At 46.1% G+C, this 25161-nt stretch carries 25 protein-coding genes; 14 read left to right on the forward strand and 11 right to left on the reverse strand.

Annotation, left to right across the window (positions count from 1 at the left end):
• The 5 genes from WH95_RS21815 to WH95_RS18940 form a co-directional block, all read right to left on the reverse strand.
• Nucleotides 1–1305, reverse strand: a 1305-nt coding sequence (locus tag WH95_RS21815; protein WP_157846022.1) for a nitrate- and nitrite sensing domain-containing protein, incomplete at its 3' end; no start/stop codon positions are given.
• Between the two features lie 181 nt (nt 1306–1486).
• Nucleotides 1487–2059 (reverse strand): chemotaxis protein CheW, encoded by a 573-nt coding sequence (locus WH95_RS18925; RefSeq protein ID WP_052742159.1) that lies wholly within the window; start codon nt 2057–2059, stop codon nt 1487–1489.
• A 6-nt stretch (nt 2060–2065) separates the two neighbouring features.
• Entirely contained in the window at nt 2066–4336 is a 2271-nt protein-coding gene (locus tag WH95_RS18930) for a chemotaxis protein CheA (protein ID WP_046509974.1), read from the reverse strand.
• Between the two features lie 113 nt (nt 4337–4449).
• Nucleotides 4450–4815 carry a response regulator gene (locus WH95_RS18935; RefSeq protein ID WP_046509975.1) on the reverse strand — a complete coding sequence of 122 codons (366 nt, stop codon included), beginning with the start codon at nt 4813–4815 and terminating at the stop codon, nt 4450–4452.
• Nucleotides 4816–4818: 3 nt separating this feature from the next.
• Entirely contained in the window at nt 4819–5115 is a 297-nt protein-coding gene (locus tag WH95_RS18940; protein ID WP_046509976.1) for an STAS domain-containing protein, read from the reverse strand.
• Nucleotides 5116–5808: 693 nt separating this feature from the next.
• On the opposite strand from WH95_RS18940, the gene phnD reads away from it, so the two are divergent.
• The 4 genes from phnD to phnE (WH95_RS18960) all read left to right on the forward strand — a co-directional run bounded on the left by phnD (nt 5809) and on the right by phnE (WH95_RS18960) (nt 9293).
• Nucleotides 5809–6786: a phosphate/phosphite/phosphonate ABC transporter substrate-binding protein gene (phnD, locus tag WH95_RS18945; RefSeq protein WP_046509977.1), complete on the forward strand. Its 978-nt coding sequence runs from the start codon at nt 5809–5811 to the stop codon at nt 6784–6786.
• Nucleotides 6787–6865: 79 nt separating this feature from the next.
• Nucleotides 6866–7672, forward strand: a complete 807-nt coding sequence (gene phnC / locus WH95_RS18950) for a phosphonate ABC transporter ATP-binding protein (RefSeq protein WP_046509978.1) — start codon at nt 6866–6868, stop codon at nt 7670–7672.
• Nucleotides 7669–8475 (forward strand): phosphonate ABC transporter, permease protein PhnE, encoded by an 807-nt coding sequence (gene phnE / locus WH95_RS18955; RefSeq protein WP_046509979.1) that lies wholly within the window; start codon nt 7669–7671, stop codon nt 8473–8475. The genes phnC and phnE (WH95_RS18955) overlap by 4 nt, the downstream gene beginning before the upstream one ends.
• Nucleotides 8475–9293, forward strand: coding sequence for a phosphonate ABC transporter, permease protein PhnE (gene phnE / locus WH95_RS18960; protein WP_046509980.1), 819 nt, complete (start codon nt 8475–8477; stop codon nt 9291–9293). Before phnE (WH95_RS18955) ends, phnE (WH95_RS18960) begins: the two co-directional genes overlap by 1 nt.
• Nucleotides 9294–9386: 93 nt before the next feature.
• Here the strand turns inward: phnE (WH95_RS18960) and WH95_RS18965 are convergent, their stop codons facing one another.
• Nucleotides 9387–10100 (reverse strand): SDR family NAD(P)-dependent oxidoreductase, encoded by a 714-nt coding sequence (locus tag WH95_RS18965; RefSeq protein ID WP_052742160.1) that lies wholly within the window; start codon nt 10098–10100, stop codon nt 9387–9389.
• A 102-nt stretch (nt 10101–10202) separates the two neighbouring features.
• Between WH95_RS18965 and WH95_RS18970 the strand changes: the two genes are divergently transcribed.
• Nucleotides 10203–10670 (forward strand): flavodoxin family protein, encoded by a 468-nt coding sequence (locus tag WH95_RS18970; RefSeq protein WP_046509981.1) that lies wholly within the window; start codon nt 10203–10205, stop codon nt 10668–10670.
• Nucleotides 10671–10716: 46 nt separating this feature from the next.
• Here WH95_RS18970 and WH95_RS18975 read toward each other — a convergent pair whose 3' ends face one another.
• Nucleotides 10717–11640: an NAD(P)-dependent oxidoreductase gene (locus WH95_RS18975; protein ID WP_046509982.1), complete on the reverse strand. Its 924-nt coding sequence runs from the start codon at nt 11638–11640 to the stop codon at nt 10717–10719.
• A gap of 87 nt (nt 11641–11727) precedes the next feature.
• On the reverse strand, nt 11728–12912 hold the full coding sequence (locus WH95_RS18980; RefSeq protein WP_046509983.1) for a mandelate racemase/muconate lactonizing enzyme family protein: 1185 nt from the start codon (nt 12910–12912) through the stop codon (nt 11728–11730).
• Between the two features lie 170 nt (nt 12913–13082).
• On the opposite strand from WH95_RS18980, the gene WH95_RS18985 reads away from it, so the two are divergent.
• The gene (locus tag WH95_RS18985; RefSeq protein ID WP_052742161.1) at nt 13083–13991 is read left to right on the forward strand and encodes a LysR substrate-binding domain-containing protein; all 909 of its coding nucleotides are present in this window, start codon (nt 13083–13085) and stop codon (nt 13989–13991) included.
• Nucleotides 13992–14006: 15 nt separating this feature from the next.
• Here the strand turns inward: WH95_RS18985 and WH95_RS18990 are convergent, their stop codons facing one another.
• Nucleotides 14007–14900, reverse strand: coding sequence for a DMT family transporter (locus WH95_RS18990; RefSeq protein ID WP_046509984.1), 894 nt, complete (start codon nt 14898–14900; stop codon nt 14007–14009).
• 56 nt (nt 14901–14956) lie between these two features.
• Nucleotides 14957–15454 carry an Lrp/AsnC family transcriptional regulator gene (locus WH95_RS18995; protein ID WP_046509986.1) on the reverse strand — a complete coding sequence of 166 codons (498 nt, stop codon included), beginning with the start codon at nt 15452–15454 and terminating at the stop codon, nt 14957–14959.
• Between the two features lie 170 nt (nt 15455–15624).
• On the opposite strand from WH95_RS18995, the gene WH95_RS19000 reads away from it, so the two are divergent.
• The gene (locus tag WH95_RS19000) at nt 15625–15939 is read left to right on the forward strand and encodes a hypothetical protein (RefSeq protein ID WP_157846023.1); all 315 of its coding nucleotides are present in this window, start codon (nt 15625–15627) and stop codon (nt 15937–15939) included.
• A gap of 8 nt (nt 15940–15947) precedes the next feature.
• Here WH95_RS19000 and WH95_RS19005 read toward each other — a convergent pair whose 3' ends face one another.
• The gene (locus tag WH95_RS19005) at nt 15948–18026 is read right to left on the reverse strand and encodes an oxidoreductase (protein ID WP_046509989.1); all 2079 of its coding nucleotides are present in this window, start codon (nt 18024–18026) and stop codon (nt 15948–15950) included.
• A 248-nt stretch (nt 18027–18274) separates the two neighbouring features.
• Between WH95_RS19005 and WH95_RS19010 the strand changes: the two genes are divergently transcribed.
• The 7 genes from WH95_RS19010 (at nt 18275) to speB (ending at nt 25095) form a co-directional block, all read left to right on the forward strand.
• Nucleotides 18275–19288 carry an ArsJ-associated glyceraldehyde-3-phosphate dehydrogenase gene (locus WH95_RS19010; RefSeq protein WP_046509990.1) on the forward strand — a complete coding sequence of 338 codons (1014 nt, stop codon included), beginning with the start codon at nt 18275–18277 and terminating at the stop codon, nt 19286–19288.
• Between the two features lie 69 nt (nt 19289–19357).
• A complete protein-coding gene (arsJ, locus tag WH95_RS19015; RefSeq protein WP_046509991.1) occupies nt 19358–20590 on the forward strand; it encodes an organoarsenical effux MFS transporter ArsJ in 1233 nt (410 codons plus the stop codon).
• A 125-nt stretch (nt 20591–20715) separates the two neighbouring features.
• Nucleotides 20716–21858 (forward strand): TRAP transporter substrate-binding protein, encoded by a 1143-nt coding sequence (locus tag WH95_RS19020; RefSeq protein WP_082114251.1) that lies wholly within the window; start codon nt 20716–20718, stop codon nt 21856–21858.
• A gap of 217 nt (nt 21859–22075) precedes the next feature.
• Nucleotides 22076–22693 carry a DUF1007 family protein gene (locus WH95_RS19025; RefSeq protein WP_157846024.1) on the forward strand — a complete coding sequence of 206 codons (618 nt, stop codon included), beginning with the start codon at nt 22076–22078 and terminating at the stop codon, nt 22691–22693.
• Nucleotides 22687–23673 (forward strand): nickel/cobalt transporter, encoded by a 987-nt coding sequence (locus WH95_RS19030; protein WP_046509993.1) that lies wholly within the window; start codon nt 22687–22689, stop codon nt 23671–23673. Before WH95_RS19025 ends, WH95_RS19030 begins: the two co-directional genes overlap by 7 nt.
• Nucleotides 23674–23792: 119 nt before the next feature.
• Nucleotides 23793–24110 carry a hypothetical protein gene (locus WH95_RS19035; protein WP_046509994.1) on the forward strand — a complete coding sequence of 106 codons (318 nt, stop codon included), beginning with the start codon at nt 23793–23795 and terminating at the stop codon, nt 24108–24110.
• A gap of 166 nt (nt 24111–24276) precedes the next feature.
• Entirely contained in the window at nt 24277–25095 is an 819-nt protein-coding gene (gene speB, locus WH95_RS19040; RefSeq protein ID WP_046509995.1) for an agmatinase, read from the forward strand.
• The last annotated feature ends 66 nt before the right edge of the window (nt 25096–25161 follow it).

Consider the following 25161-nt stretch of genomic DNA (forward strand, 5'->3'; position numbering starts at 1 on the left):
ATCCTTGCGGATATCGGCTTCTCCTGCGCGCATCATGTCTAGAACAGCATCGTTCATATAGATGATGTCAAAGTCATTGTCCGCCACCATCACATTGGCCTTACAATTGTCCAGGGCTGATTTTATCCGAAGATTTTCAGTCGCTATCAGTGCGCTTTTTTTGGCTTCTTCAGTGAAAGCAACGAGCGCATTGCTTAAGATACCGATTTCATCTTTGCGGCTTGGATCAATCTTGACTTGGGCGTCCTGATCTACAACGATTTCAACAAGATTGGCCAAAGAGCGGCTGATGCCGATAACGATGATGGTGCCTAGACCAATGGCAAAGGTCAGTAATAAAATAGTACTAATCAAAAAGACTAGTTCGATATTGTAGGCGTCATCTCTAATGTGGGTAATATCTTCGATAAGAGAGTCTTCAGCTTTGATTTCAATTTCTCTTAATATGTTAATGCGAGAAGAGGTTACGTCGAAGAATTCTTGCCCACTGATACCCCTTAGGTCAAAAGTGTCGGGATATTGCGCGATAACGTCTCGCATATCTGATAATCTCTGGGATACAGGGTTTGCAAGAAGATCATTATATCGTGAGTTTTGTTTGTCAGAAGCATAGTTTTGAAAGATCCAGAAATAGCTTTGTTGTTTGCTGATCAGACTTGATATTTGTCTGTATTGATCGGTGTCAAAAGATCCCGATGTAAAGCTGGCAGTACCTATGGCGCGTTCAATACCGGCATTTTCTTTTGCCTGTAGCAAGGCAATCAAAGCTGTGATTTCATTGGATATGCCACCATCTTTGCTTTGATGAGGCATTTCTGCGATCAGATCAATCAAGCTTGCGATCGTTCTGGAATAATAACTGGCCATCTCTTTGGCCGATAATTCTATATTGATAACAGATGACCGATACTTTTCTAGTTCACGTGCTGTCGTCTGAACCTTATCAAGTTTGCTGATAAAACGGTCATTATCTGCGTGGGCGATAAGGTTTGTGAGTTGTGTTTGAAAAGCTTTTTGTGATTCATTTGTCCGGCGATGGCTATCGTCAAGCTGATTTTTGAGGGCACTTGAGCCATTTGCGCCAATGTAGCTTGCTGAGGCTCCTCTCTCTGCTTGTAGATTGTGAATATAAGCGCTCAGATCTGGGGCGGATTCTGCAATATTGAGAATCTTTTCCATAGAATTCACCGTCGCATTCTTTTCGAGCAAGGTGTAGGTGGAGTAGAATAGTAGGCCAAGCACTGGTGCGAGTAGCGCTATCCCAAATTTAAACTTTACTGGTAAGTTGTTTAAAAAAGTGACCATTGTATCTCCGTCCTTATTTTGGCTTGGTCTTAAGGACCAATTTATTTTTCGTTTCTCGATTACGACGAAGGCTTCTTGGGCAAAACCATTTGATTAAAGGTTTAGTGGTTTGCTGCTAGATCCTTCTTTGGTTGTATTTTTTGTTAAAAAAATTGTTTCAATTTGTGTTGTTTGTTCGTCGTTATGTTTCATCCATTTTGCTCATCGCTATACCGCTATCAATCATCTTGGCATCAAAGAGGCGTTCTTGATTAAGCAGGGCAACCATTCGTTCTTCGATAGTGACCAAACCGGATAGGTATTCTTCTTCGATAAGCGTTTCCATTTTTGGAACATCGCGAATGTCAGAGTTGGAAACGGTGAGGATGTCAGAAACTGTGTCGACAAGAATACCGACCATTCTGTTTTTTACGGCAATAATGACGATGACATGCAGGTTTGTGGCTTCTGTTTTTCCAAGGCCAAAACGACATCTAAGATCAAATATCGGAACAATGACACCACGAAGGTTTAAGACACCGCGCATATATTCGGGTGTATTGGGTAAAAGTGTAGTTTCTACCCACCCCTTAATTTCGCGTACCGACATGATATCAACGCCATATTCCTGATCACCAACGGTAAAGGTGATGAACTGGTGGTGACTATTATCTTCCGCCATAGCAGCTTCACCCGGGGGATGGCCTTGTGAATTAGGTTCGCCCTGTGCAGGTAAGTTATTTTTTTCCTGTGTTACGAGGCTATTACTTTCCATCCGCGCTTACTCCATTACTTCGTATTTTCGCGTTTCGTCTTCCGAGTGATCGTCAGCAGGAAGTGCTGATTTGTTATCTGTCAAAGAGGCCTTAAGCTGGTTCGGGGGATCTATCTTTTGTGGCGCTTTTTCTGTGTCTAATAAGCCAGTTTGTTCTGGGGGCTCATGTTTGTGGCTTGCTTGTCGGGCCATTGCGTCCAGGCCATCTACATCAAGGATGAGGGCAACCATCCCGTTTCCGAGGATCGTTGCTGCCGAGATCCCTGCGACAGGGTCGTAGTTTTCCTCCAGGCTTTTAATCACAACCTGTTGCTGCCCAAGAAGTTCATCAACCAAAATGCCAACTTGTTTTCCGCCTTCAATCTCAACAACGACAACAAGGGCTTGGCTTGGATCTCTTTGAGCATCGGGAATGTTGAAAAGACGATGTAATTTGACAAGTCGAATGTATTCACCACGCAAAGCGACAACTTCGGCACCATTCGAAAGCTTGTGAAGTTCTGTTTTTGTCGGGCGTAAGCTTTCGATAATCGCGGTTAAAGAGATAATGAATTTTTCTTTTCCGACGGCAACGACCATTCCATCTAACACAGCGAGTGTCAGAGGAAGTGACATAATAAACTTGGTTCCTTTTCCCGGTGTGGACTGAACGGAAATTCGCCCCCCAAGGTTACTGATGTTTCGTCGAACAACATCCATGCCAACACCCCGGCCGGAAACATCTGTGACTTCTTCCGCGGTTGAAAAACCGGGACTGAAAATCAAGTCATCTATTGCTTCGTCAGAAAGGTTTTCATCGGGGCTAATTATACCTTTTTCAATGGCTTTGGCCTTTACACGTTCGCGGTTAATGCCACGGCCATCATCTGTAACGATGATATGAATGCGACCTGACCGATGCTCTGCGGATAACGTGACCGTGGCGAGTTCGGGCTTCCCTGCCTTCACACGATCGGCTGGTGTTTCCTCAATCCCGTGATCCAGGGAATTTCGTATCATATGGGTCAGTGGATCAGAAAGTTGTTCGATGACAGTTTTATCAACTTCTGTGTGTTCGCCGGATGTCTCTAGCTCAACTTTCTTGCCAAGCTTTGTTGCCAGCTCTCTTACTAGGCGTGGGATGCGCGCGAAAACGGACTTAACCGGCTGCATGCGCACGGCCATAACCGATTCTTGAATTTCCCGTGTGTGCATACCAAGGTCTTCGAAACCTTTTGCCATAAAAGCAGCAAGTTCGGAGGGAAGGTTATCAACCTGTTGGCGCAACATTGCCTGGGTAATCACAAGTTCTCCGACCATGTTGACCAAACGGTCGACACGATCAAGTTCTACACGAATTGAAGAAACGCGCTGAGGGGCCTGATTATTACCTGTCGGCGTTGGTTTTCCAGAAGGTGGCGTTGGAATTGTTGGGGCCTGCATGGCCTCAACAGCTTGCTGTTTGGTGGCTTCAAGAGATTTCTTCGTGCCGCTGTCAGAAGGACTTTCAGAAACGAGTTCGGGCGAAGCTTGTTCTTGTTTTTCTGTCTTTGCTTCGGTTTCGTTGTGTATTTTTATCTCAAGGTCACAATCCTCTGTGACGAATTCGAAAACCTCTTCTACGTCCGATAAGCTACAATCCGATACAAGTTCAAAAACCCAGGAAAAATAAGCTTCATCAGAGATTATTTTCTGAATGGAGGGCAGGCGGTCGGTGTTCACTGTCGTAGTAAGCTGACCAAGTTCTTTCATCTCGCGTACAAGAAGGAGAGGTTCATTGGCGTGTTGTAATAGTTCAGGCTTGGGAATGAAGGAAATAATATATTTTTGAACCCTTTTTTCGCCAGAAGTGACGGTTTCACTTTCGCTGGGTTCGGACGATGTGTTGGCGGGTTGATCAAAAGCAAGCAGGTTCAGTTTGTTTTTGACTTCTATAAAGTCTTCTTCGGGGAGTGTTGTTCCGTTTTGGGCGGCCTGAATAAGGTTTGTTAGAATGTCGTTGGCTGAAAGTAACAGCGTAACGATGTCTTCTGTAATTTGAATTTCACCCTGACGCATTCGGTCGAGTAGGGCTTCGTATATATGGGCAAAGCCAACGAGTTGATCGAAACTAAAAGCGCCCGCACCACCCTTTACAGAGTGGACGACACGGAAGATGGCATTCAGGTCTTCTGCATCAACGCTCTCTGGGTTGTGTTGCAAGTCGGCAAGTCTTGTTTCTGCATCTATCAGCAGTTCAGCGCATTCTTCAAAATAGGTTGCTTTGAACTGATCAAGATCAAAATCGTTGGTACTCACTTTTCCCCCTTTTTACGAACAATTCGTAGATCGGCGATTAAATGATAATGTCCTGTACCAAAATTTATTTCAGGAACCAGATCGGGTGGTGCGAGACACCCGATGGGTTTGCATCATGGGCAAACTTTATTTACTACTTGAAGCAGCTTTTCGGGGTTGAAAGGCTTCACGATCCAGCCAGTAGCCCCGACGCTTCGGCCTTCATTTTTTTTGTTTCCATCAGATTCCGTCGTCAGAACCAAAATAGGTGTTAGTCGATGCGTTGGATTAGATCGAATTTCTTTGCAAAGTGTCAGCCCATCCATGTTGGGCATGTTTACATCTGTTATAACCAGATCAACCCGATCACCGCCAAGAACGCGAAGGGCCTCACAGCCATCTGCGGCTTCGAGGACGTTGTGTCCTGCGCCTTTTAGGGTGAAGGAAACCATATCCCGCATTGTTTTTGAATCATCAACAGTTAAAACTTTTAACCCCATTTTTTAGCTCCGCATTGTGATTTTGGAATAAAGGCCGAGATCTTTGAAGGCTGTGACCAAAGCGTCTGAAGCTTCTGTGATCTGGAAAGCGCGATCAGCTTCTATACAGCTGACAGCCGCGGAATGAATAATTTGCAGACATGCGGTAGAAGCTTTTTCCACGCCCTGGGCATTAATGTTGAGATCCAAGCTTTGATTGTCGGCATCGACAAATAAGGCGAGCAATTCTTCTGCAACAAAAATGTCCAAACTTGGCGCTAATTCAATTGTCGCTGTTTGGTCGGATACTTCCAATTTCATAGTCGTGTAGTACCCCCTGAAGTGAGGAATTAAACTCGTACCGTACTGATGAAAGTTATGCATACCCGTACAAAATGCATTCTATGAGTGTGGGCTTTATTCGTTAATAAGCTCTTAAGTGTGCTTAGTAGCTTTATAAATAACCGTTTTTAATTAAATTTTTCCTATCTGCTAAAATTAGGATATTTCTTTTTCGGTTTAAATGGAGTTAGAGTTTGTTTTTCTGTAAGTGGTTGATTTTAAATGGTGAGTTTATTTTTTATATAATTCTTGGTTATGATTTGATTGATTTTTTGTTCGTTTCTCAACTCAAATTTTTTTTAAATAAAACAGAGCAGAACTTCGTTCATGGTGATTAAATTTTGGGTTCGAAAAAGGGATCAATAAAAATCTATGAAATTAATGTTTCATTCCTTATGGTTGTGGTCATGTTTGGTGTGTCGTTGGTTTTTTTAATCGTTAAGATTTGTCTTTGTTTTACTGGCACTTATGCTGACCAGGTTTAGATTTTTACATTTTTCTGAAAACTGTGTTTCAAATGAAAGTGTATTGTGCTTCAATTGAAACTATTGGATGGGAAAAACAAAAATAAACTCATCTTTATTTGTAAAAGTCACCTTGAGCGTAAGTGCGTTTGATGTAATGCGCACTTTTAAACAAACAATGGGCGATACAATACTAAGGGAGGTATTGATGAAACTTCGGGATATTCTATTTGGTTGCGCCAGTGTGCTGGCCTGTCTTTCTGTGAATCTATCAACTGCGACGGCTGAGGATTGTGCCCGTGGTGATCTGGATACGCGCTTTTGTGATGTAGATGGCGATTTGGTTGCAGATACACCAACAGATCCGGCGAAACAACTGGACCCAGATACACTTATTTTTGCTTATACACCTGTTGAAGATCCAGCTGTTTATAAAGAGGCATGGTCTGATTTTCTTGATTATCTAGAAGAGAAAACCGGTAAAGATGTGGTTTTCTTTCCAGTCCAATCAAATGCAGCTCAAATCGAAGCTATGCGATCTGGTCGTCTTCATATCGCAGGTTTCAACACGGGATCTAATCCGCTAGCAGTGAACTGTGCTGGTTTTAAACCATTTACGATTATGGCACGGGAAGACGGCAGTTTTGGATATGAGATGGAAATCATTACCTATCCGGGTAGTGGTATTGAAAAGGTTCAGGATTTGAAAGGTAAAGCATTGGCTTTTACCTCACCGACATCAAATTCTGGGTTTAAAGCGCCGTCAGCAATTCTCAAGGCTGATTTTGATATGATAAAAGATCGCGACTTTGAGGCAGCATTCTCTGGAAAACACGATAATTCTATTCTTGGTGTTGCCAATAAAGATTATATCGCGGCTTCTATCGCAAACTCTGTGAAGTTTCGCATGATCTCGCGGGATGTGATTAAGGAAGATCAGGTTAAGACAATCTATAAATCGCAGACATTCCCGACAACAGGTTTTGGGGTAGCTTATAATCTGAAACCGGAACTTCAGGACACAATTAAGGATGCGTTCTTCAGTTTTGAATGGGCGGGAACATCTTTGGAAAAAGAGTTTAAGAAATCCAAAGAAAGTCAGTTCATACCAATGACATACAAAAAATTCTGGGATGTTATCCGCAAAATTGATGCGGCTAACAACGTTTCTTACGCTTGTAAATAACTAAAATCTTGAACTTTTTTGTAACAACCCGACACCTTTCATGGTGTCGGGTGTGTTTTTCATATGACAGGTAATTAGCATGTTACACCTGAATAAACTTACCAAGCAGTATGCAACGGGTGATATGGCTCTCAAGGGGGTCGAGGTTGAGATTCCCAAAGGGCAGGTTGTTGCGTTAATCGGACCATCCGGGGCAGGAAAAAGTACGCTTATTCGCTGCATAAACCGCTTGGTTGAACCAACATCGGGCAGTGTTACGCTTAATGGTAAGGAGCTGACAAAACTTGGTTCTGGTGCATTGCGTCAGGCTCGGCGCCGTATGGGAATGATCTTCCAGGAATATGCGCTTGTAGAGCGACTTACAGTGATGGAGAATGTTCTTTCCGGGCGTCTAGGGTACGTTGGGTTCTGGCGTTCCTTTTTTCGTAAATACCCGCAAAGCGATGTTGACGAAGCCTTTCGTTTGTTAGAGAGGGTTGGTCTTGATCACATGGCGGACAAACGCGCCGATGAACTGTCAGGGGGACAGCGGCAACGTGTAGGTATTGCCCGAGCATTGATTCAAGATCCAGAACTATTGCTTGTGGATGAGCCAACAGCTTCTCTTGATCCAAAAACATCTCGTCAGATTATGCGCTTGATCTGCGAACTATGTGCTGAACGTAATCTGGCAGCAATCATTAATATTCATGACGTTGCCTTGGCACAGATGTTTGTCCAGCGTGTCATTGGCTTGCGGTTTGGGGAAGTTGTTTATGATGGCCCTCCGGATCAGCTTAAGCCTGAAACCTTGACCGAAATCTATGGTGAAGAAGACTGGGAAGCCACAATCGAAACTGTTGACGAGGATGAAGACGAAGAGGCAGCACAGGGAGCTGTCGCATGAGTGTTTCCATGACGGCTTCGAGAAAGTGGCGAAAGCCCCCGATGATCAAAAACCCACTTATGCGTTGGGGGCTGATTTCCGGGTGCTTGATTTATCTTGTACTGGCGTTTGGTTCTTTTGATGTTAACTGGGCGCGTGTTTATGAAGGGTTGGACCGTGGCTGGCAATTCATTCTTGCCTTTTCCCAACCGGATTTTTTAAGCCGAAAATCAGATATTATCGATGGCATGGCCGAATCTGCCATCATGACGATCACATCGACAGCTTGCGGTATCTTGATTTCTATTCCAATCGGTCTTGGGGCTGCGCGTAATATCGCACCGTTACCTGTATATCTTGTGTGTCGAGGAATTATTGCTATTTCCCGTGCCTTGCATGAAATTATCGTCGCAATTCTATTGGTTGCGATCTTTGGATTTGGTCCTTTCGCGGGTTTTGTGACTTTGTCTTTCGCGACAATCGGCTTTCTTGCAAAGCTTTTGGCTGAGGACATTGAAGATACTGATCGTTCACAGGCCGAAGCAATCAAGGCGACCGGGGCAAGCTGGTGGCAATGGGTTACCTATGGCATTCAACCACAAGTCATGCCGAGGTTGATTGGTTTGTCTATGTACAGATTGGATATCAATTTCCGTGAATCAGCGATTCTTGGTCTCGTTGGCGCCGGGGGTATTGGCGCGACCCTGAATACGGCGTTTGATCGTTACGAATTTGATACGGCGGCTGCAATTATAATTATGATTATTGCGATTGTTATGCTGCTTGAATATCTATCGGGCGTTATTCGGGCGAGGTTACAATAATGGCTGTATCTATAAATAAAAATGGTCAGAAAATCTGGGCTGTTCGGGACAGGAATACACAGCTAACACGATGGTTTGTGTATTTTGTTGCGGTCGCTTTGATCGTGTACTGCTGGCAAACAATTTCAGAAGCCACGACTTGGTTTTTTGTTGTGGATGCCCCGCGAATCGCTGGTGACATTACCAGCCGGGCCATGCCGCCTAAATGGTCGTATATCAATGAGCTATGGAAACCACTTTGGGACACGATCAATATCGCCACGATTGGTACTGTTATGTCTTTGATCATCGCGGTGCCTGTTGCCTTTCTGGCGGCGCGTAACACAACACCGCATCCCATTCTGTGCCGCTGGCCTGCTCTCTTGATTATTGTTTCATCGCGATCAATCAACTCATTGATTTGGGCGCTGTTGCTGGTGGCGATTATTGGTCCCGGTATTTTTGCGGGAACCATTGCCATTGCTCTGCGATCCATTGGATTTTGCGCCAAGCTCTTGTACGAGGCGATTGAAGAGATCGATGAGAAGCAGGTCGAAGCGATAACAGCAACAGGGGCAAGCAGATGGCAAGTCATGGCCTATGCGATTGTGCCTCAGATAATGCCGTCATTTGCGGGAATTACCGTTTTCCGTTGGGATATCAATATTCGTGAGTCAACGGTTCTAGGGTTGGTCGGTGCCGGTGGGATTGGCCTTCAGATGCAATCTTCGCTTAACGTTCTGGCGTGGCCGCAGGTTTCCTTGATCCTGTTGGTTATCTTTGCAGCTGTTATTCTTAGTGAAATGGTTTCGGCAAAAGTTCGTGCGGCGATTATTTAATCGACGAATACCGTTCATACAAACAAAAGGCCCCGATAATGATTTCGGGGCCTTTTGTGTTTCGGCCTTTTGTGTTTCGGAAAGATGTTGAATTTACAGATAATCATTAATACTGCGACCAGAGACATGTCCCCACAGGATTTTTTCGTCTGTGAGCATACGTTCGATCATACTGGCGGCATCGCCCGGTGTCATTGCCACTTCTAAATCTCTGTCGATACCAGCTGTTGAATACATATTGGTATCAACCTTTCCCGGATAGAAACCCATGACGCGAACACCTTTGGGGGCGCATTCAACCTCCATACATCCTGTAAAGCCCCTTATGGCCCACTTGCTTCCGGCATAGACGGAAATTGATTTACGGCAATAGAGAGCGCCGGTTGACACGACGTTGATAATTGCACCTGATTTTCGTTTTAACATACCAGGTAATACTGCATGGGTCATAAACATGGTGCCGAGAGTATTGGTTTCCATAACAGAACGAATGTCGGCTATGCTATAGTCCTCGAAAGAGCCTTCCAGCCAAATGCCAGCATTGTTAACCAATCCCCAGATTGGTCCGATGTCCTGTTCCAGTGTTTCTATTATTTGTGCACAATCTTCTTCATTGGCAACATTAAGCTGATAGCCGGGTATATTCAGTTTTTCGGCGCTGGCTTTGACTTTCTCGGGGTTACGGCCAGTTAAAATAGGGCGGTACCCGGCATTTTTTAGTTCTTCGACTGTTGCCAAGCCAATGCCGCTGGTCGCACCTGTAATCAAAACAATTTTATTCTGGGTAGATGTTTTTTGTTGGGGCATATTTGAAGGGACTTTCGAAATAAATCTGAAAATAGTTTGATAAGTGTTATCCTACTGGTATCGCAGCAATAAGTGTAGTCATCCTTTTCAAGATTTTGCCTTATGAATAAAAGCCTTCTTATCGTCGCTCATGTTCCTTCGCCAAATACAATGGCATTGCGTGATGCTGTGGTGAAAGGGGCCAGCCATCCCGATATCAAGGAAATAGATGTTGTGGTTCGAACGCCTTTTGAAGCGTCCGCTGAAGATGTGCAGAAGGCAGATGGTATTATATTGGGGACTACAGAAAATCTGGGCTATATGAGCGGGGCATTAAAGGATTTTTTTGACCGTATCTATTACCCCTGCCTAGAAGTTAAGCAGGGTCTGCCCTATGGTGTCTATATCAGGGCTGGGCACGACGGAACAGGTACCAAGCGTGCGGTTGAGACAATTATTACAGGGTTGCGATGGAACCCTGTACAGGAAGAGGCCTTGATATGTCGTGGTGATTATAAGCCAGACTTTGAAGACCAGTGCGAAGAGCTGGGCATGTTGATGGCGGCAGGTTTGGAAGCGGGTATATTTTAGTTGGCATCGTTTCGTTTTAGCTTTTAAAAGCTATTTTTTGATATGGTTACCCCGCATTTTCTTCGGTTAGCTCGACAGGGTAGCCTTCTGCACGCATGTCGATGCCACAGGCCTGTTCGATCATTCTGGCGACTTCCGGGGATTGAGCGTTCCCCCCAAATAACCCCTTTGCCCGGCGATAAATCTGTTGCGTAACGCTGCCAAGTTCCAGCGGAACGCCTGTTTTCTCTGCGATGCCTTGGGCAAGGCCCAGATCCTTCAAGACGAGATCGATAGGGAAATTGACGTTGTAACTACCACTTAGAATGAGCTTTGATTCGGTTTCATGGGCAAAGGAGTTGCCCGAACTATGACGAATGCCTTTCCAGATGGCATCCATGTCGACACCGTATTTGCGCGCAAGCATCATGCCTTCACTTGCAGCCACAAGGTTGATGAAAGCAAGCATGTTTGTGACAACCTTCACGACGGTTGCGTGACCTGTGGGGCCCATGTAGAGGATCTCGCCCCCCATGATTTCCAACACAGGTTTGACCTTGTTGTAAATGGTTTCTTCACCGCCGACCAGAATGGTAATGAGACCCGAGTGTGCTCGATGAACGCCACCGGTAACGGGACATTCCAATGCATCGATGCCTTTCGTTTTTGCCAGATCAGTCAGACGTTGCAGATCCTCAAAATCTGTGGTGCTCATTTCTATCCAAGTTGCCCCGGGGGCCAGATTTTCAAAAACGCCGGTATCACCCTCTACGACAACTCGAGAGGCCGCCGGGGAGGGAAGGGCCGTAATAACGATCTCGGCATCCCGGCAGGTTCCCGCAATATCATCTGACCATTTGGCACCAGCTTCCAGCAACCGATTTGCCGCTTCTTTGTTGAGATCTGTTACCGTGACATGGCATCCTGCTTTGACAAGGTTCATCGCCAGTGGTTCACCCAGACTGCCCAGACCGATAAAACCAATTTTCATGATACGCGCTCCCTTAATGCTCGGCCATCATAAAAAATAGGGCCAATACTTCTTTTTATTAAGTTTTATAAAGTCAGGGCGTTGAACTCAGACAGGGTCTGGATGCATATCCAAATGAAGTGCAGTCCCATTGTAGGGATTGGCTTCAGCAACCTGTTCGTCCAGCTCAACGCCGATCCCCGGTTCTTTGGACGGGATGATATAGCCGTCTTCCCAAGCCATAGGTTTTTTCAGAATTTCGGAATGGAAGCCTTGCCACTGCTGGATGCTTTCCTGAATAAGGAAGTTCGGGCTACAGGCGCCGATCTGTACATTGGCGGCCCCTTCAATTGGACCGCAGTAGAGATGCGGGGCGATTTGTGCATAGCTTGCTTCTGCCATGGCTGAAATCTTTTTGGCTTCGAGAATGCCGCCAACCCGTCCCAGTGCAAACTGAAGGATAGACGCCGCGCCACTTTGCAACACGCGCTGGAATTCATATTTTGTTGCCAGACGTTCGCCTGTTGCAACAGGAATGGACGTGCCCCGTGCGACCTTGGCCATTTCTTCCTGATTGTCTGGTGGTGTCGGCTCTTCAAACCAAAGTGGATCATAAGGTTCCAGACGTTTTGCCAGCCTGATTGCCCCGGCTGCAGTCATTTGACCGTGGGTTCCGAACAGGAGGTCGCATCTATTCCCAACGGCTTCACGAATTTTGCGGACAAATTCTTCAGAGCGATCCAGCTCTTCCAAAGAAAGCTGCCGTGGGTCAAAGGCGGTGTAAGGCCCTGCGGGGTCAAACTTGACTGCCGTAAAGCCTTGTTTTGCGTAATCTGCGGCGCGTTCTGCGGCAAGATCCGCATCCATATAAACATCGGTTGTGTCGCCGTCTTGTGGATAGAGGTAGGTATAGGATCTTAGTTTCTCATGAACCTGTCCACCAAGAAGCTCGTAAACGGGCTTATCCAGAGCTTTGCCAATAATATCCCAAAGGGCTGTTTCGAGGCCACTCAGGATACCCATCGTCGAAATGTCGGTTCGCTGTGTGAAGCCCCCGGAATAAACCCGACGCCAGAGTGTTTCAATTTTGAAAGGGTCCATGCCTTCGACGTGACGCGAAAACATGTCCTCGATCATGAGCTCGACAACTTTGGGGTGGAAGGGGACGGAATAAACTTCGCCTATCCCCTCTATCCCGGTGTCGGTTGTGAGTTTCGTGAAAATCCAGTACTTGCCACCAAAATGAGGAGGAGGATTGCCGACAACAAATGTTTTTAACTCGGTAATTTTCATTTTGGCCTCAATCTGATTGCGCTGATCGGTCAGTTGTCATTCTTGTTTCATCAACAATGAGCCTATCAAAAAAAAATCGCAATTGATGTTTTTAAGCCAAGTGGTTCAAAAAATATTCCAATTGTTTGTGTGCTGTGGGATTACTATCTGATTGGTTTTGTCTTGGGGTCATGATGACTGAACAGATAGATTTAAAAAAGCTGCCCCCTTTGAAGGCTCTAAAGGGTTTTGAAGCAGCAGCAAGGATCCTGAGTTTCAGGGGCGCGGCAGAGGAGTTAAATCTGACGCATACAGCGATCAGCCATCAGATTAAGGTTCTGGAAGAAGATCTTCGGGTTAAATTATTTCAACGGGACGGTCGGGGCGTAAAGCTGACAACTGAAGGGCAGCAGTTTTATCTTGTGATCCGAAATATTCTTGAGCAGTTGATTTCTTCTTCTGAATCTCTGCGGTCTAACAGACAAGGGCAAAAATTACGCGTTCAGGCTTTCGTGACTTTATCCATTCGCTGGCTAGCAAGGCGTATGTCCCGATTTCGGGCATTATATCCTGATCTGGATGTGCAAATCACATCCAGCATCCTCGATGGAACGTTTGATGAAACAAATGAAGATGTGGGGCTTATTTATAGTCCGGTCCCGGTAGCGAAACATCTGCACTGGATACCTTTGTTTGGCGCAGACCTTATTCCGGTTTGCAGTCCTGATCTTTTGTCGGGAAAAGGAGAAATCTCTGCAGAGGAATTGCTGAACCTGCCACTTTTAGAAGTTTATACCGCAGATAATCATTGGGAGGAATGGTTTCGGTCGCTTGGGATTTATGCGGAAGTATCCCGCAATTCAATTGCCGTTGATACCGTGGCAATCGCATTGGAAATGGCGCTGGACGGGGAAGGTGTGGCTATGGTCAATGGTCCTTTTGCAAATAGTGACCTAAAAGCGGGGCGTTTGGTGCTTCCTGTCGATCATACGGCAAAGGCGCCCGGCGGATGGGGGATTGTTTGCCGACACGACCTTAAGGATACACCCAATATAAAGGCATTTACGTCCTGGTTGCTTGAAGACGTAAATACTTATTAGTGCTGGTTTCAAATACTATTTGTAGGCTTTGGATATGGTAATCAGTCCCATGCCAGCAAGAACAATTACCCCCGCAACAATCATGTGCAGGGTCAAGGGTTCATCAAACACGGTTACTGTTGCAAAGACTGCCAACACAGGAACAATAAGTGTTAAGGGGGCAAGAAAAGAGATCGGTTGCCGCCGTAACATCCATGCCCAGGAGCCATGAGCGATAATGCTTGATGCTATGGCTGCATAGGCAATGCCAAGCCAGCTTTCTATGCTCGCTTTTTGTAAGGTTTCCGGGATTGGCGCTTCCATTGCGAGAGCCATTCCAAAGGAGAAAGGAATACCCAGGGCGGAAGACCAGCAAATAATCGCGAGGGGTGATATTTGATTTTTCCCGCGAACCAGAACCATATATGTGCCCATAAAAAATGCAGAGCCAAGACCAGCGATAAGGGCGTCAAGAGTGTCGAAAAAAGTTGGTTCATAAAACAGAAAAACGATACCGAAAAAGCCAATAATCAGTCCGCTGATACGTTTAATGCCGGGTGTGTCTTTGAAGAAGATCCAGGCGAGGAGTACGGAAAAGGCGGGACCAACTTGTATGATGACAGAGATTGCCCCGACACTGGCTGTATTCTGGATTGACCAGAAGAGTAATCCAAAATGACCGGGCACAAGTGCTGCACTGATTAACAATAAAGAGCGAAACTGACCTTTGGGAAATTTAACAAAAGGCACCAGAAGCAAAACGATGATGCTAAAACGAACACCCAGAGCCGTCCATACAGGAAATTCATCGACACTGACTTTGACTGCGATGTAGTTCAATGCCCAAAGCATGAAGATCATTGCCAGCACACTGTAGTCTATTAATCCAACAGGTTGATCTTTGCCGAATGGCGTTGTCTTTTGGGTCATCTTTTACTTTCATCACGATGCTGTCTTGTCTGATGTACTTTGAAAATCAGACAGGCTTAGTCGGCTTGGTTTCCCTCAAGATAAAGGTGATCAAGAGGCAGGCTGGTGGTATCGACAAAACGGGTTAGGGCTGTTGAAGAGCTAATTTCCTGAACGCCTTCGATTTGCGATAAATCTTGCCAAAAGAAACGTTCATAATCCTCAATATCCTTAACGATGATCTTTAGCAAGAAATCAACGCTGCCCATAAGGGTATGGCATTCAATAACCTGTGGAAACTTTTGCACTGCCTTAACAAAATCTGGCAAGGCATCCTTTACGTGGTGATGCATCTTGACCTGGGCAAAAACGGTAACGCCAAGGCCAATTTTCTTTTGATCAATGATGGCGACACGGTCCTTGATGACGCCTTCATCAAGCAGGCGCTGAATGCGACGCCAGCATACTGACTTTGACGATCCCAGTTTTTCGGCAAGCTCGGTCACCGGGATGGTAACGTCTTTTTGCAAGCATTCGAGAATACCTATGTCGAGTTTGTCCAGCTTAATGGTCATTTTTCCTGAAAATTTTTACTGATTCGGAATTTTGTTTCAAATAATAGCATGTTGAAAGTGTATTGGGGAAGAAATACCTGTCCCTTTCCGGGATACTGTTTTTATCTGGGGAAAGATTATGATCTTCACCTCTAATGAAGAAACGAGTGATCGTCAGCGGGATGAATTTTGTGCTAAATACACCAAGTGAAAATACACGGGTCGAGTTTGATATCGACGCGATGAGTGAGCCCAACACCCTGTTACGGGTACTGGAGTACTTTGCCTTGATTGGCGCGACGCCAAGTCATGTAAAGGCAGATGCTAATGCGGACGGTACTCAACGTATTTCTGTCATTGCCGAGGGACTATCACAGCAACGGGCCTATATCCTTGCAGGCAAGATCAACGAAATCTTTACAGTGAATACGGCAAGTTATGTCGTTAAGCCTGTTGAGGCACGAGATGATAATCCTGGCCAATCCGATATACGGATGTGTGCCTGATCATTGGGTCAGGAAACCAAACCCGGCCTTTCTCCCTCAAACAGAGCAGTATCCCAACTTTCTCCTTCCAGACATCTCGCGGCCAGATGGCCGTAATAAACTGCTGATGCCAAAGACCCCGGAGAATAGGCATCTCCTGTAACTTCCAGTGTCTTGATGCCGGCTTGTTCCAACCTGTCAGGATCATGTCTTAGCTGATGGTACAAAGTGTCATTGGCATCCCTTGCGGTCACAAGTAACATGCAGTCACCTGTGATGTTTTTGGTTTTGCCTGTATAGCTACACGATAGCTCTATCTGATTTTGGGCAATATTTGATACAGCCTGATTTGTGATGAGTTCTACACCAAGATTGATAAGCCTTGCCTGTATTTTCTCCTGTTCAAGCGTGTATTCACTCCACGCTGATACCTTTGCCGCTGGTGTAACCAGTGTTACCTTTTTCCCCTCGCTCACAAGCTTTTCAGCGAGTACGCCACCCATGTAATAGTGATCATCATCAAAGATGATAATGTGTCCCGTTGGACTTTTTCCGTTCATCATATCATCAGGGGTAAAGATTGGCAGACTATCCAGCCCCGGAATGGGGTGATGATGATGTCGTCCGGTACCATCGCGCCGCCAACGAGAGCCGGTAGCAAGCAGAACATGTGGAAAACCAAAATCCAGTATGGCGGTTTCATCAAGCGGACTGTCTTTGTATATTTCTACATTGGCCATCTGGGTGAGGAGATTGACACGGTAGTCCCGAACCCGGGCATAGCTGAAAAGACCGGGAAGCTGGCTTTCCTTTGTTGCCCGCCCGCCAAGATCTTGTCCTGCTTCTGCCAAGGTGACCTGATAGCCTCGGTTGGCAAGTTGCAGGGCTGCTTCAAGTCCAGAGGGGCCAGACCCGACCACAAGTACCGAACTGTTCGATGCCTTTGGTTCAATCTTTTCCGGGTGCCATTTTCGCCGCCATTCTTCACCCATTGTCGGGTTTTGTGTGCAGCGAATGGGAACACTGAGATTGTCGCCACTGACACAGATATTACATCCAATGCATTCGCGTATTTCATCAATGCGTCCCTGGGCAATTTTGTTTGGTAAGAAGGGATCGGCAATCGATGGCCGTGCGGCACCGATAATATCAAGAACGCCCCGCTTGATTTGGGAAACCATGGCATCAGGTGATGTAAATCTACCGACACCAACAACCGGTTTTGTGGTCAGAGATTTCACAAAAGATGTGTATTGTTCTTGATAGCCTTCGATTGGCTCGAAGCGTGCGGTTGACGAGTCATGGGACCATCCACTGATGTTTACATCCCATAGATCCGGCAGTTCGGCGAGAAGTCCTACGACTTCCTGTGCTTCACCCTCTGAAGTCATGCCGTGTTTGCCCATAAGTTCATCAACGGCAAAGCGAAAGGCTATGGCACATTGGTCACCAACAGCTTCTTTCACCTCGGAAATCACTTCACGGGTAAGGCGCGCCCGGTTTTTCAGGGAACCGCCATAGTCATCGCTGCGGTGGTTATAGCGTGCCAGCATAAAATGCATGAGGGTCGTCATACAGTGGCCCGCATAGACATAGATAATGTCATAACCTGCATCGCGTGCATTTAATGCGGCCTGACGATACCACCTTCGAAAATTCTTGATATCGGTTAAATCCATCGCGCGTGCATGAACCGGATCATAGGCATCGACAGGGATGGCGGAAGGGGCCATCGGGGGCAGTCGCGATGTTCTGTTGGGGGCATGGAAGCCATTGTGAACAAGCTCGATACCTGCAAGTGCGCCGTGTTCGTGGACAGCCGATGTCATTAACTGATGGGCGGGAATATCGGATTTATCCCAAAGTCGTCCTTCGATATAAGGCGATATTTCCGAAGAGGGGTGAATTTCTACCTCTTCTGTACAGACAGCCGCCCAACCGCCTTCTGCCTTGATCCCGCGCATGGCAGCAAGGCTTTGCGGGCGGGCATACCCCAGTCCATTACAATGTGGCACCTGGTAAAAGCGATTTTTAAGCGTAACAGGGCCAATTTTAATCGGCTCGAAAAGGATATCATACCGAGAATTGCGAACGTTCGAGGAGGACATATTAGGTTTCCGGATATCTGCTGACGTACTTGCGGCTTGTTGCTTTAAGCTCATTACAGTGATGATGTCAGAAGCCAGTAAGAGACACCAACAAGTTTTGTTTATGGTGCTTTTGTTTTGCTAATGGTGATTTCAGTGCGATGTTTGGGAAGCCGTCATGAAAAATTCATTTGCTTTATAATGTATTTCGAATATTTTCGAAATAATGTTTGTACGAGATTTATCTCAAGCGTGGAAGGATCAAAAAAGTGGCAGTACGTGTAGGTATCAATGGCTTTGGCCGTATGGGGAAACTTGTGCTGCGGGCTGCGTGGGACATGGAAGGTATCGATATTGTCCATATCAATGAAATCAGTGGCGGTGTCGAGTGTGCTGCACATTTGTTGGAGTTTGATACGGTTCATGGCCATTGGAATAAGTCCATTGATGTTGACGGAAATAACATCATTGTCGAAGGGCAGGCGATCAGCTTTTCCGAAGAAAAAAATATTTCGCATGTCGGGTGGGCTGACCGCGGTGTGGATGTGGTGCTTGAATGTTCCGGTAAATTCAAAAGCCGAGAAGTTCTAACGCCTTATCTTGATGAAGGGGTCAAAAAGGTTCTGGTGGCTGCGCCTGTCAAGTCCGAAGGAGTGCCCAATCTGGTCTATGGTGTTAATGACGCGCTTTATGACCCTGCGAAAGATGATATTTTGACGGCGGCATCCTGTACGACGAACTGCATTGCCCCTGTGATCAAGGTAATCCATGAAGCGCTGGGTATCGAACGTGGGTCGATAACAACGATACATGATGTTACCAACACACAGGTCATGGTGGATGCTCCGCATAAAGACTTGAGGCGGGCACGATCAGGACTTAATTCTTTGATCCCGACAACGACGGGGTCTGCAACCGCGATTACAATGATCTACCCTGAGCTAAAAGGGAAGTTGAACGGCCATGCAGTAAGAGTCCCCCTTCTGAATGCTTCGCTAACTGACTGTGTCTTTGAGCTGGCGCGGGATACAACAGCGGACGAAGTCAATCAGCTCTTCCAGGCTGCCGCCGACGGAGAGTTAAAAGATATCCTCGGGTTTGAAAGCCGACCGCTTGTCTCGACTGATTTTGTCAATGATCCCCGGTCTGTAATCATTGATGGGCCCAGCACGATGGTTGTGGATAAGCGCCATCTCAAAATCTATGCCTGGTATGATAATGAATGGGGATACGTCAATCGTATGGCAGATCTACTGTCCATGATCAGCCGTGATCTTCATTGATGCAAAAGGCCATGCGTCAGGTCCGTCAGAGATCTGAGCATTTGGTGCAGGAACTGACAGGTAAATTCTATGTCTGATTTGCGAAGCTATGGTGCAGTAACCGCCGCCTATTGGGGTTTTACCCTGACGGATGGTGCCTTGCGCATGCTGGTGTTACTGCACTTCCATCGTTTGGGCTTTACACCACTTGATTTGGCCTATCTGTTTCTACTTTACGAGGCGATGGGCATTGTAACCAATTTTGTCGGTGGTTGGATTGCGGCACGTTTTGGCCTTCGGCTGACACTTTTTTTAGGCCTTACCACGCAAATTGTCGCCCTGGGATTACTCTCTCAATTGCGTGCAGACTGGTCGGTAGATTTTTCTATCATCTATGTTATGGGGGCACAGGCTCTGTCGGGTGTCGCCAAAGATTTGACCAAGATGAGTTCAAAGTCTGCCGTAAAGCTCGTGGCTAAGGATGATGGTAAAGACAAAGGAACACTGTTCCGATGGGTAGCCATTTTAACCGGTTCCAAGAACGCCCTCAAAGGTCTCGGCTTTTTACTTGGTGGCGTTTTGCTGGAGTGGGTTGGATTTGAAAACTCTCTACTTTCAATGGCGTTGGGACTTGTCGCTGTTCTGGGGGTGACGTCGCTGGTGGTTAAGGTTGACTTGGGAAAGGCGAAACAAAAAATCCGCACCAAGGAACTTTTTTCAAAATCCAGAGCGATAAACATTCTCTCCTTCGCGCGTATTTTTCTCTTTGCAGCAAGGGACGTGTGGTTCGTGGTCGGGTTGCCTGTTTTTCTCTATTCTTCTCTGGGATGGTCTTTTGATGAAGTGGGGGCTTTCATGGCGCTATGGGTGGTTGGTTATGGTATTGTTCAGGCGCTGGTACCCAAGCTGACAAAAAAAGTGAAAGACCCCCGCTCCGGGGTTGAGGCTGCGCGTCTGTGGGGGGGCGTATTGGCGGTTTTACCTGCCGTGATTGCTATTGTCCTGTGGCAGGATTTATCTTTTTCAGGCGCTTTTCTTCTGATCGGGCTTCTTGTCTTCGGCTTTGTCTTTGCGGTTAATTCTTCGTTGCATTCCTATCTGATTGTTGCCTGTTCTGATGCAGACAAAGTGGCGCTGAATGTTGGGTTCTATTACATGGCCAATGCAATTGGACGCCTTGTTGGAACCTTGCTTTCCGGGCTGGTTTTTCAATACGCTGGTCTTGAAGCTTGCTTGCTTGCCTCAACGGTGATGCTTGTTATTGCAACTTTTACAGCTTTTTTTCTGGAACCGGAAAATCCCTCTGTTTCATCGATGGTTTAAGTGTTTTCAGTTCAAAGCGGGCCAAAGCTGCTTCGAAGTTATTTTTGTGTGATTGACCTTCTATGGCATTGCGTCTGATAGAGGAGAAGGTAAAGTGGTTTCTCGTATAACCTATGAGGGCCGCTATGACCGACAAAAAGATCACAACCGGAATTCGTAAAAATCAAGATCAGCAGTCCAAGGTTCTGGACCGCAGGCAAGCTCTTGGTGCTTTGGTCACAGCGGGTGTCGCGACACTTGCTGCCCCTGCAGTTGTTAAGGCCCAGGATACGATAACCTGGAAGATGGCCATGAGCTGGCCCCGTAACTCGCCCGGTGTGGGGATGAATGCCCAACGATTGGCCGAGATGATTACAACAATGTCCGGTGGTCGCTTGCAAGTTGACGTCTATGCAGGTGGAGAGCTGGTTCCCCCCTTTGAAGTTTTTGACGCGGTTTCAAATGGTGTTGCCCAGATGGGGCACGCAACCCCTTATTATTGGCAGGGGAAAGACAAGGCCTTTCATTTTTTTACGGGTGTTCCTTTTGGCTTGAGTGTTGCTGAATACACGGGGTGGCTTTATTTCGGCGGTGGTCAGGATCTTTGGCAAAAGGCCTATGAACCTTTTGGTGTTTTACCTTTTTATGCTGGATCTTCCGGGCCGCAGGCCGGGGGGTGGTTCCGTAAAGAAATCAACAGTCTGGAAGATCTGCAAGGCATCAAGATGCGTATTGCGGGACTTGGCGGTGAAGCCATGAGGAAGTTGGGTGTGAATGTTGTTTTGATGCCACCGGGTGAAATTTTTGCGGCTATGAAGTCCGGTACTGTTGATGCTGCGGAATGGGTTGGCCCCTGGAACGATATTGCCTTTGGTCTTTATAAAGTAGCGAATTATTACTACATGCCTGCCTTCCATGAAATTGGCCCCGCGCTGGAAGCAACAGTGAACAAAGCTGCGTATGATGCTTTGCCTGATGACTTGAAAGAGATTGTTAAGCGCGCAGTTATGGCATCGGCGAATGAAAGTTACGCTGATTTTACCTATGGCAATGTAAAGTCTTTTGAACCCCTGTTGGCAAAAGAAGGTGTTGAGCTACGCCAATTCCCGGATGATGTGATGAAGGCGCTCTATAAAGCGTCGGAAGAAACACTCACTGAAATCAGCGAAACAAGCCCGTTGGCAAAAGAAATTTTCGATAGTTTTGTTGCCTACAGGAAAGAAGCTAATAGCTATGCCAAAGCATCTGAACTTGCGGCGCTTAAAATGCGCGCCAAAGCTATGGAGTAGATGTGAAAATAGCCTTTTATTCTTGATAGGGGTGTGAAACCGATAACTTGTATTTTTAAAATGTTATAATATAACTATTGTCGTTTTGCCGTCATAATTTTATGTAACATGAAATGACGATTGGCCCTTAAAGGAAAAGGTTAGAGTGATTTTTTGCATACGCAAGAGCATGCGCTGGATTAAAAGAAGTTGGAGACAGGTATTTCGTACGAGTCTTTTGCTTATCTTATTTTATCCTTCTTATGCGCAATCCCATCCGCATGTTTGGGTTGATGCTGCGGTTATTATTCATCGGAATGATGCTGGTGAAATATCGGCGCTGGAACCTGTTTGGATTTTTGATGATCTCTATACAGCATCTTTGTTGCCTGATTTGGATCAGGACCAAAGTGGTGAAGTAGAGAAAGCAGAGCTATTGACCTTTGCTCGCGATGCTATTGGAAACTTGCAGGAGTGGGATTATTTTTTGAAGGTTAAAAGGGATGATGAATTCGGTCCTCTTTACAGGAAAGAAATAATCGCTGATGCAGATGTATTAAACAATCGCCTTTTGTTGAGGTTTAAGCTGGATCTTGAAAAACCGGTTGCTCTTGGAACTTCTGTCCAGATGCAAATGTATGATCCGTCCTATTTCATTGCCATGGATGTTATCGAAAATCATGCGGTTTCTTATCTTCCGGCGGCGATGAATGCCTGTACTCATAGTGTTACCCATCCAGATGATAATCTAGAGGACGGAACGACGCTTTCCGATTTGGTCTTCAGCGATGAAGAAGTGGCACAAAATCCTGATTTAGGATCAATTTTTGCCAAGACGGTGACCGTTACATGTTAAAATCATTTAGACTAAACACAAAGTTTGCCGCAGCTATTTTCAGTGTCTTGGTTCTCTTGTTCTTATTGGCTGGGATTACTGCATTACTTAATGTTTTTTCTGTCGAAGATCAGTCTTTAATTGATTTTGCGCTGAATGAAATTCGCCTCCAGCAAAGAAGTTTTTCAGACCTTTTGGGGCAGGGTGTACGGGCGCTTGGGGATGATATCGGTTTTGATTCTGTACTTTATCTTGTCTGGATTTGCTTTCTTTATGGAATATTCCATGCCCTGGGACCCGGCCACGGGAAAGCTGTTATTGCCAGCTATACCTTGACCACGGACACCAAGGTTTTACCCGCAGTATTATTATCCATGGCGTCCTCTTTTGTTCAGGGACTAACTGCCATAATAATCGTTGGGGCATGTTATTTTCTTTTGGAAACAAGCGTACGTAGTACATCGCTCGCAATTGAGGATGTAATGGAGCCACTTAGTTATGGTGCTGTTACGATTGTCGGACTTGTTCTGATTTGGCGTGGTATCAGGGGTGGCGGCCATGCAGGATGCGGGCACGATCATAGTGGAGATGATGCAGGAGGGCATCATTCTTGTTGCGGTCATAAAAAAGGTAAGTCGGAACCTGCCTCTGTTGAGGTGAAAGCAAGCAAACGGGATCTGGTTGCAATCATTCTCGCTATTGGTATTCGGCCTTGTACAGGGGCGTTGCTTGTTCTCATTCTCGCATTTGTTCTTGGGCATTGGGCGGGGGGCTTGGCCGCGGTTATGGCAATGTCTTTTGGTACTGGCATAACGGTGTCTCTTTTGGCGATTGGTGCACGTGGTATTCGCTTTCCGCTGATGAAAATCATGGATGAAATTGGCGTACATGTGGGGTATTTCGGACGCTATATTTCCCTGCTTGGGGGGATCGTTATCGTGGTGATTGGCCTGTTTCTTTTGGCTGATACACTAATGACACCCAAACATCCATTCGGCTAAAGGTAGCTGTCTTGCCTGGGCAGATGGTGTTGAACTTCGTGATATAACCATTCTGGGGTAAACTGCTGTTTAGAAAGCAAGATAAACTTTGACCGATGGGGTGACCCAAGAGGACGAGTATGTCGGATTTATTTAAACAGGCATTTACTGTTGCAGGTATGATTGGCTTCGTTTTTTTGACCTTTCTTGGCATGTCAATTATTACGGGGCACTTCAACTCTATTCTGTTAAAGCAGCGCAAATTCTGGAAAGATCTTTGCGGAGGCCGAGGGGATGCACCTGTTTGTATTCTGGCAATAACGGCCCTTGGATTAGTTGTTATCGGATATGGTGTTGAAAGCCCGTGGATACTGGGCGTTGGCCTGAGTACAACGGTGTATTGTTATATTAAATACAGGGAAACAACGGTTACTGATCCCTTCGATGATAAGGAGTAACCGCCTTAGTTAATCCCTGTGTATCATCTTATCCCGTGTATCACCTTACCCCGGGTATAATTTTTACCCTATGTATCATTTTTACTAGGCTTGACCTGGTTCTTTAAGGGCATAAGCTGGCCCCGAGACAATTCACTTGCGACAGACAAATTGATCAGGGGTGGTAATGGATCTAAGGAATATTAAACAGGGTGATCTCGCTGTATTGGGGTTACCAGTCGATCACAACTCATCTTTTATGACGGGGCCTGCCATGGGGCCACAGCGTATGCGCGAAGCTTTGCATTGTGGTTCTGCCAATCTTACCTGTGAAAATGGGCATGATCTGGGGAACGATAAAAGGTGGAAAGATCTTGGTGATTTGGTTTTTGAAGACACAAATACCGCAATCGCAGAGATTGAAACCCGGGCAGGTGAAATTATTGCCACGGGTGCAAAGCTTTTAAGTATCGGCGGCGATCATTCCGTCTCAGCGCCTTTGCTGCGGGCGCACAGTAAACGCTATCCGGACCTTAATATCCTTCATTTTGATGCTCATTCCGATTTGTATGATGAAATGCAGGGCAATAGGGATAGCCATGCCTGTCCATTTGCAAGGGCGATGGAAACGGGCCGTGTAAAACGCCTTGTCCAGGTCGGCATACGTACCTTGAACAAACACCAGCAAGAACAGGCAGAAAAGTTTGGTGTTGAAATTATCGCAATGAAAGATTGGCATCCGGGGATAACGTTCAATTTTGACGGACCTGTGTATCTGTCGGTTGATTTGGATGTTTTCGACCCGGCTTTTGCGCCTGGGGTTTCACATCATGAACCCGGTGGTATGTCTGTGCGCGATTTAATCAATACGTTACATAAGCTGGATACTGATTTGATCGGGGCAGATATCGTGGAACTTAATCCCCATCGGGATCTTGTTGGTATGACAGCGATGGTTGCGGCTAAGATGACGAAAGAAATTTCCTCAAAACTGCTGGCCGGCTAATTTTGATTTAAACAGATAAAAAAGGCCTGCAAAAATGCAGGCCTTTTCGTTGATAGAAGCTATTTC

Origin of the sequence: Kiloniella litopenaei (genome assembly GCF_000982415.1) — a bacterium.
GTDB lineage: Bacteria > Pseudomonadota > Alphaproteobacteria > Kiloniellales > Kiloniellaceae > Kiloniella > Kiloniella litopenaei.

Bases quoted from the DNA above. Each gene is read 5' to 3' on its own strand.
- WH95_RS18980 (WP_046509983.1), bottom strand. From the start codon at position 12,912: ATGAAAATTACCGAGTTAAAAACATTTGTTGTCGGCAATCCTCCTCCT.
- WH95_RS18975 (WP_046509982.1), bottom strand. From the start codon at position 11,640: ATGAAAATTGGTTTTATCGGTCTGGGCAGTCTGGGTGAACCACTGGCG.
- WH95_RS18940 (WP_046509976.1), bottom strand. From the start codon at position 5,115: ATGAAATTGGAAGTATCCGACCAAACAGCGACAATTGAATTAGCGCCA.
- phnC (WP_046509978.1), top strand. From the start codon at position 6,866: ATGTTACACCTGAATAAACTTACCAAGCAGTATGCAACGGGTGATATG.
- WH95_RS18990 (WP_046509984.1), bottom strand. From the start codon at position 14,900: ATGACCCAAAAGACAACGCCATTCGGCAAAGATCAACCTGTTGGATTA.
- WH95_RS18995 (WP_046509986.1), bottom strand. From the start codon at position 15,454: ATGACCATTAAGCTGGACAAACTCGACATAGGTATTCTCGAATGCTTG.
- speB (WP_046509995.1), top strand. From the start codon at position 24,277: ATGGATCTAAGGAATATTAAACAGGGTGATCTCGCTGTATTGGGGTTA.
- arsJ (WP_046509991.1), top strand. From the start codon at position 19,358: ATGTCTGATTTGCGAAGCTATGGTGCAGTAACCGCCGCCTATTGGGGT.
- WH95_RS18925 (WP_052742159.1), bottom strand. From the start codon at position 2,059: ATGGAAAGTAATAGCCTCGTAACACAGGAAAAAAATAACTTACCTGCA.
- WH95_RS18970 (WP_046509981.1), top strand. From the start codon at position 10,203: ATGAATAAAAGCCTTCTTATCGTCGCTCATGTTCCTTCGCCAAATACA.
- phnE (WP_046509980.1), top strand. From the start codon at position 8,475: ATGGCTGTATCTATAAATAAAAATGGTCAGAAAATCTGGGCTGTTCGG.
- WH95_RS19020 (WP_082114251.1), top strand. From the start codon at position 20,716: ATGACCGACAAAAAGATCACAACCGGAATTCGTAAAAATCAAGATCAG.
- WH95_RS19005 (WP_046509989.1), bottom strand. From the start codon at position 18,026: ATGTCCTCCTCGAACGTTCGCAATTCTCGGTATGATATCCTTTTCGAG.
- WH95_RS19035 (WP_046509994.1), top strand. From the start codon at position 23,793: ATGTCGGATTTATTTAAACAGGCATTTACTGTTGCAGGTATGATTGGC.
- WH95_RS18935 (WP_046509975.1), bottom strand. From the start codon at position 4,815: ATGGGGTTAAAAGTTTTAACTGTTGATGATTCAAAAACAATGCGGGAT.
- WH95_RS18985 (WP_052742161.1), top strand. From the start codon at position 13,083: ATGATGACTGAACAGATAGATTTAAAAAAGCTGCCCCCTTTGAAGGCT.
- phnD (WP_046509977.1), top strand. From the start codon at position 5,809: ATGAAACTTCGGGATATTCTATTTGGTTGCGCCAGTGTGCTGGCCTGT.
- WH95_RS19030 (WP_046509993.1), top strand. From the start codon at position 22,687: ATGTTAAAATCATTTAGACTAAACACAAAGTTTGCCGCAGCTATTTTC.
- WH95_RS18965 (WP_052742160.1), bottom strand. From the start codon at position 10,100: ATGCCCCAACAAAAAACATCTACCCAGAATAAAATTGTTTTGATTACA.
- phnE (WP_046509979.1), top strand. From the start codon at position 7,669: ATGAGTGTTTCCATGACGGCTTCGAGAAAGTGGCGAAAGCCCCCGATG.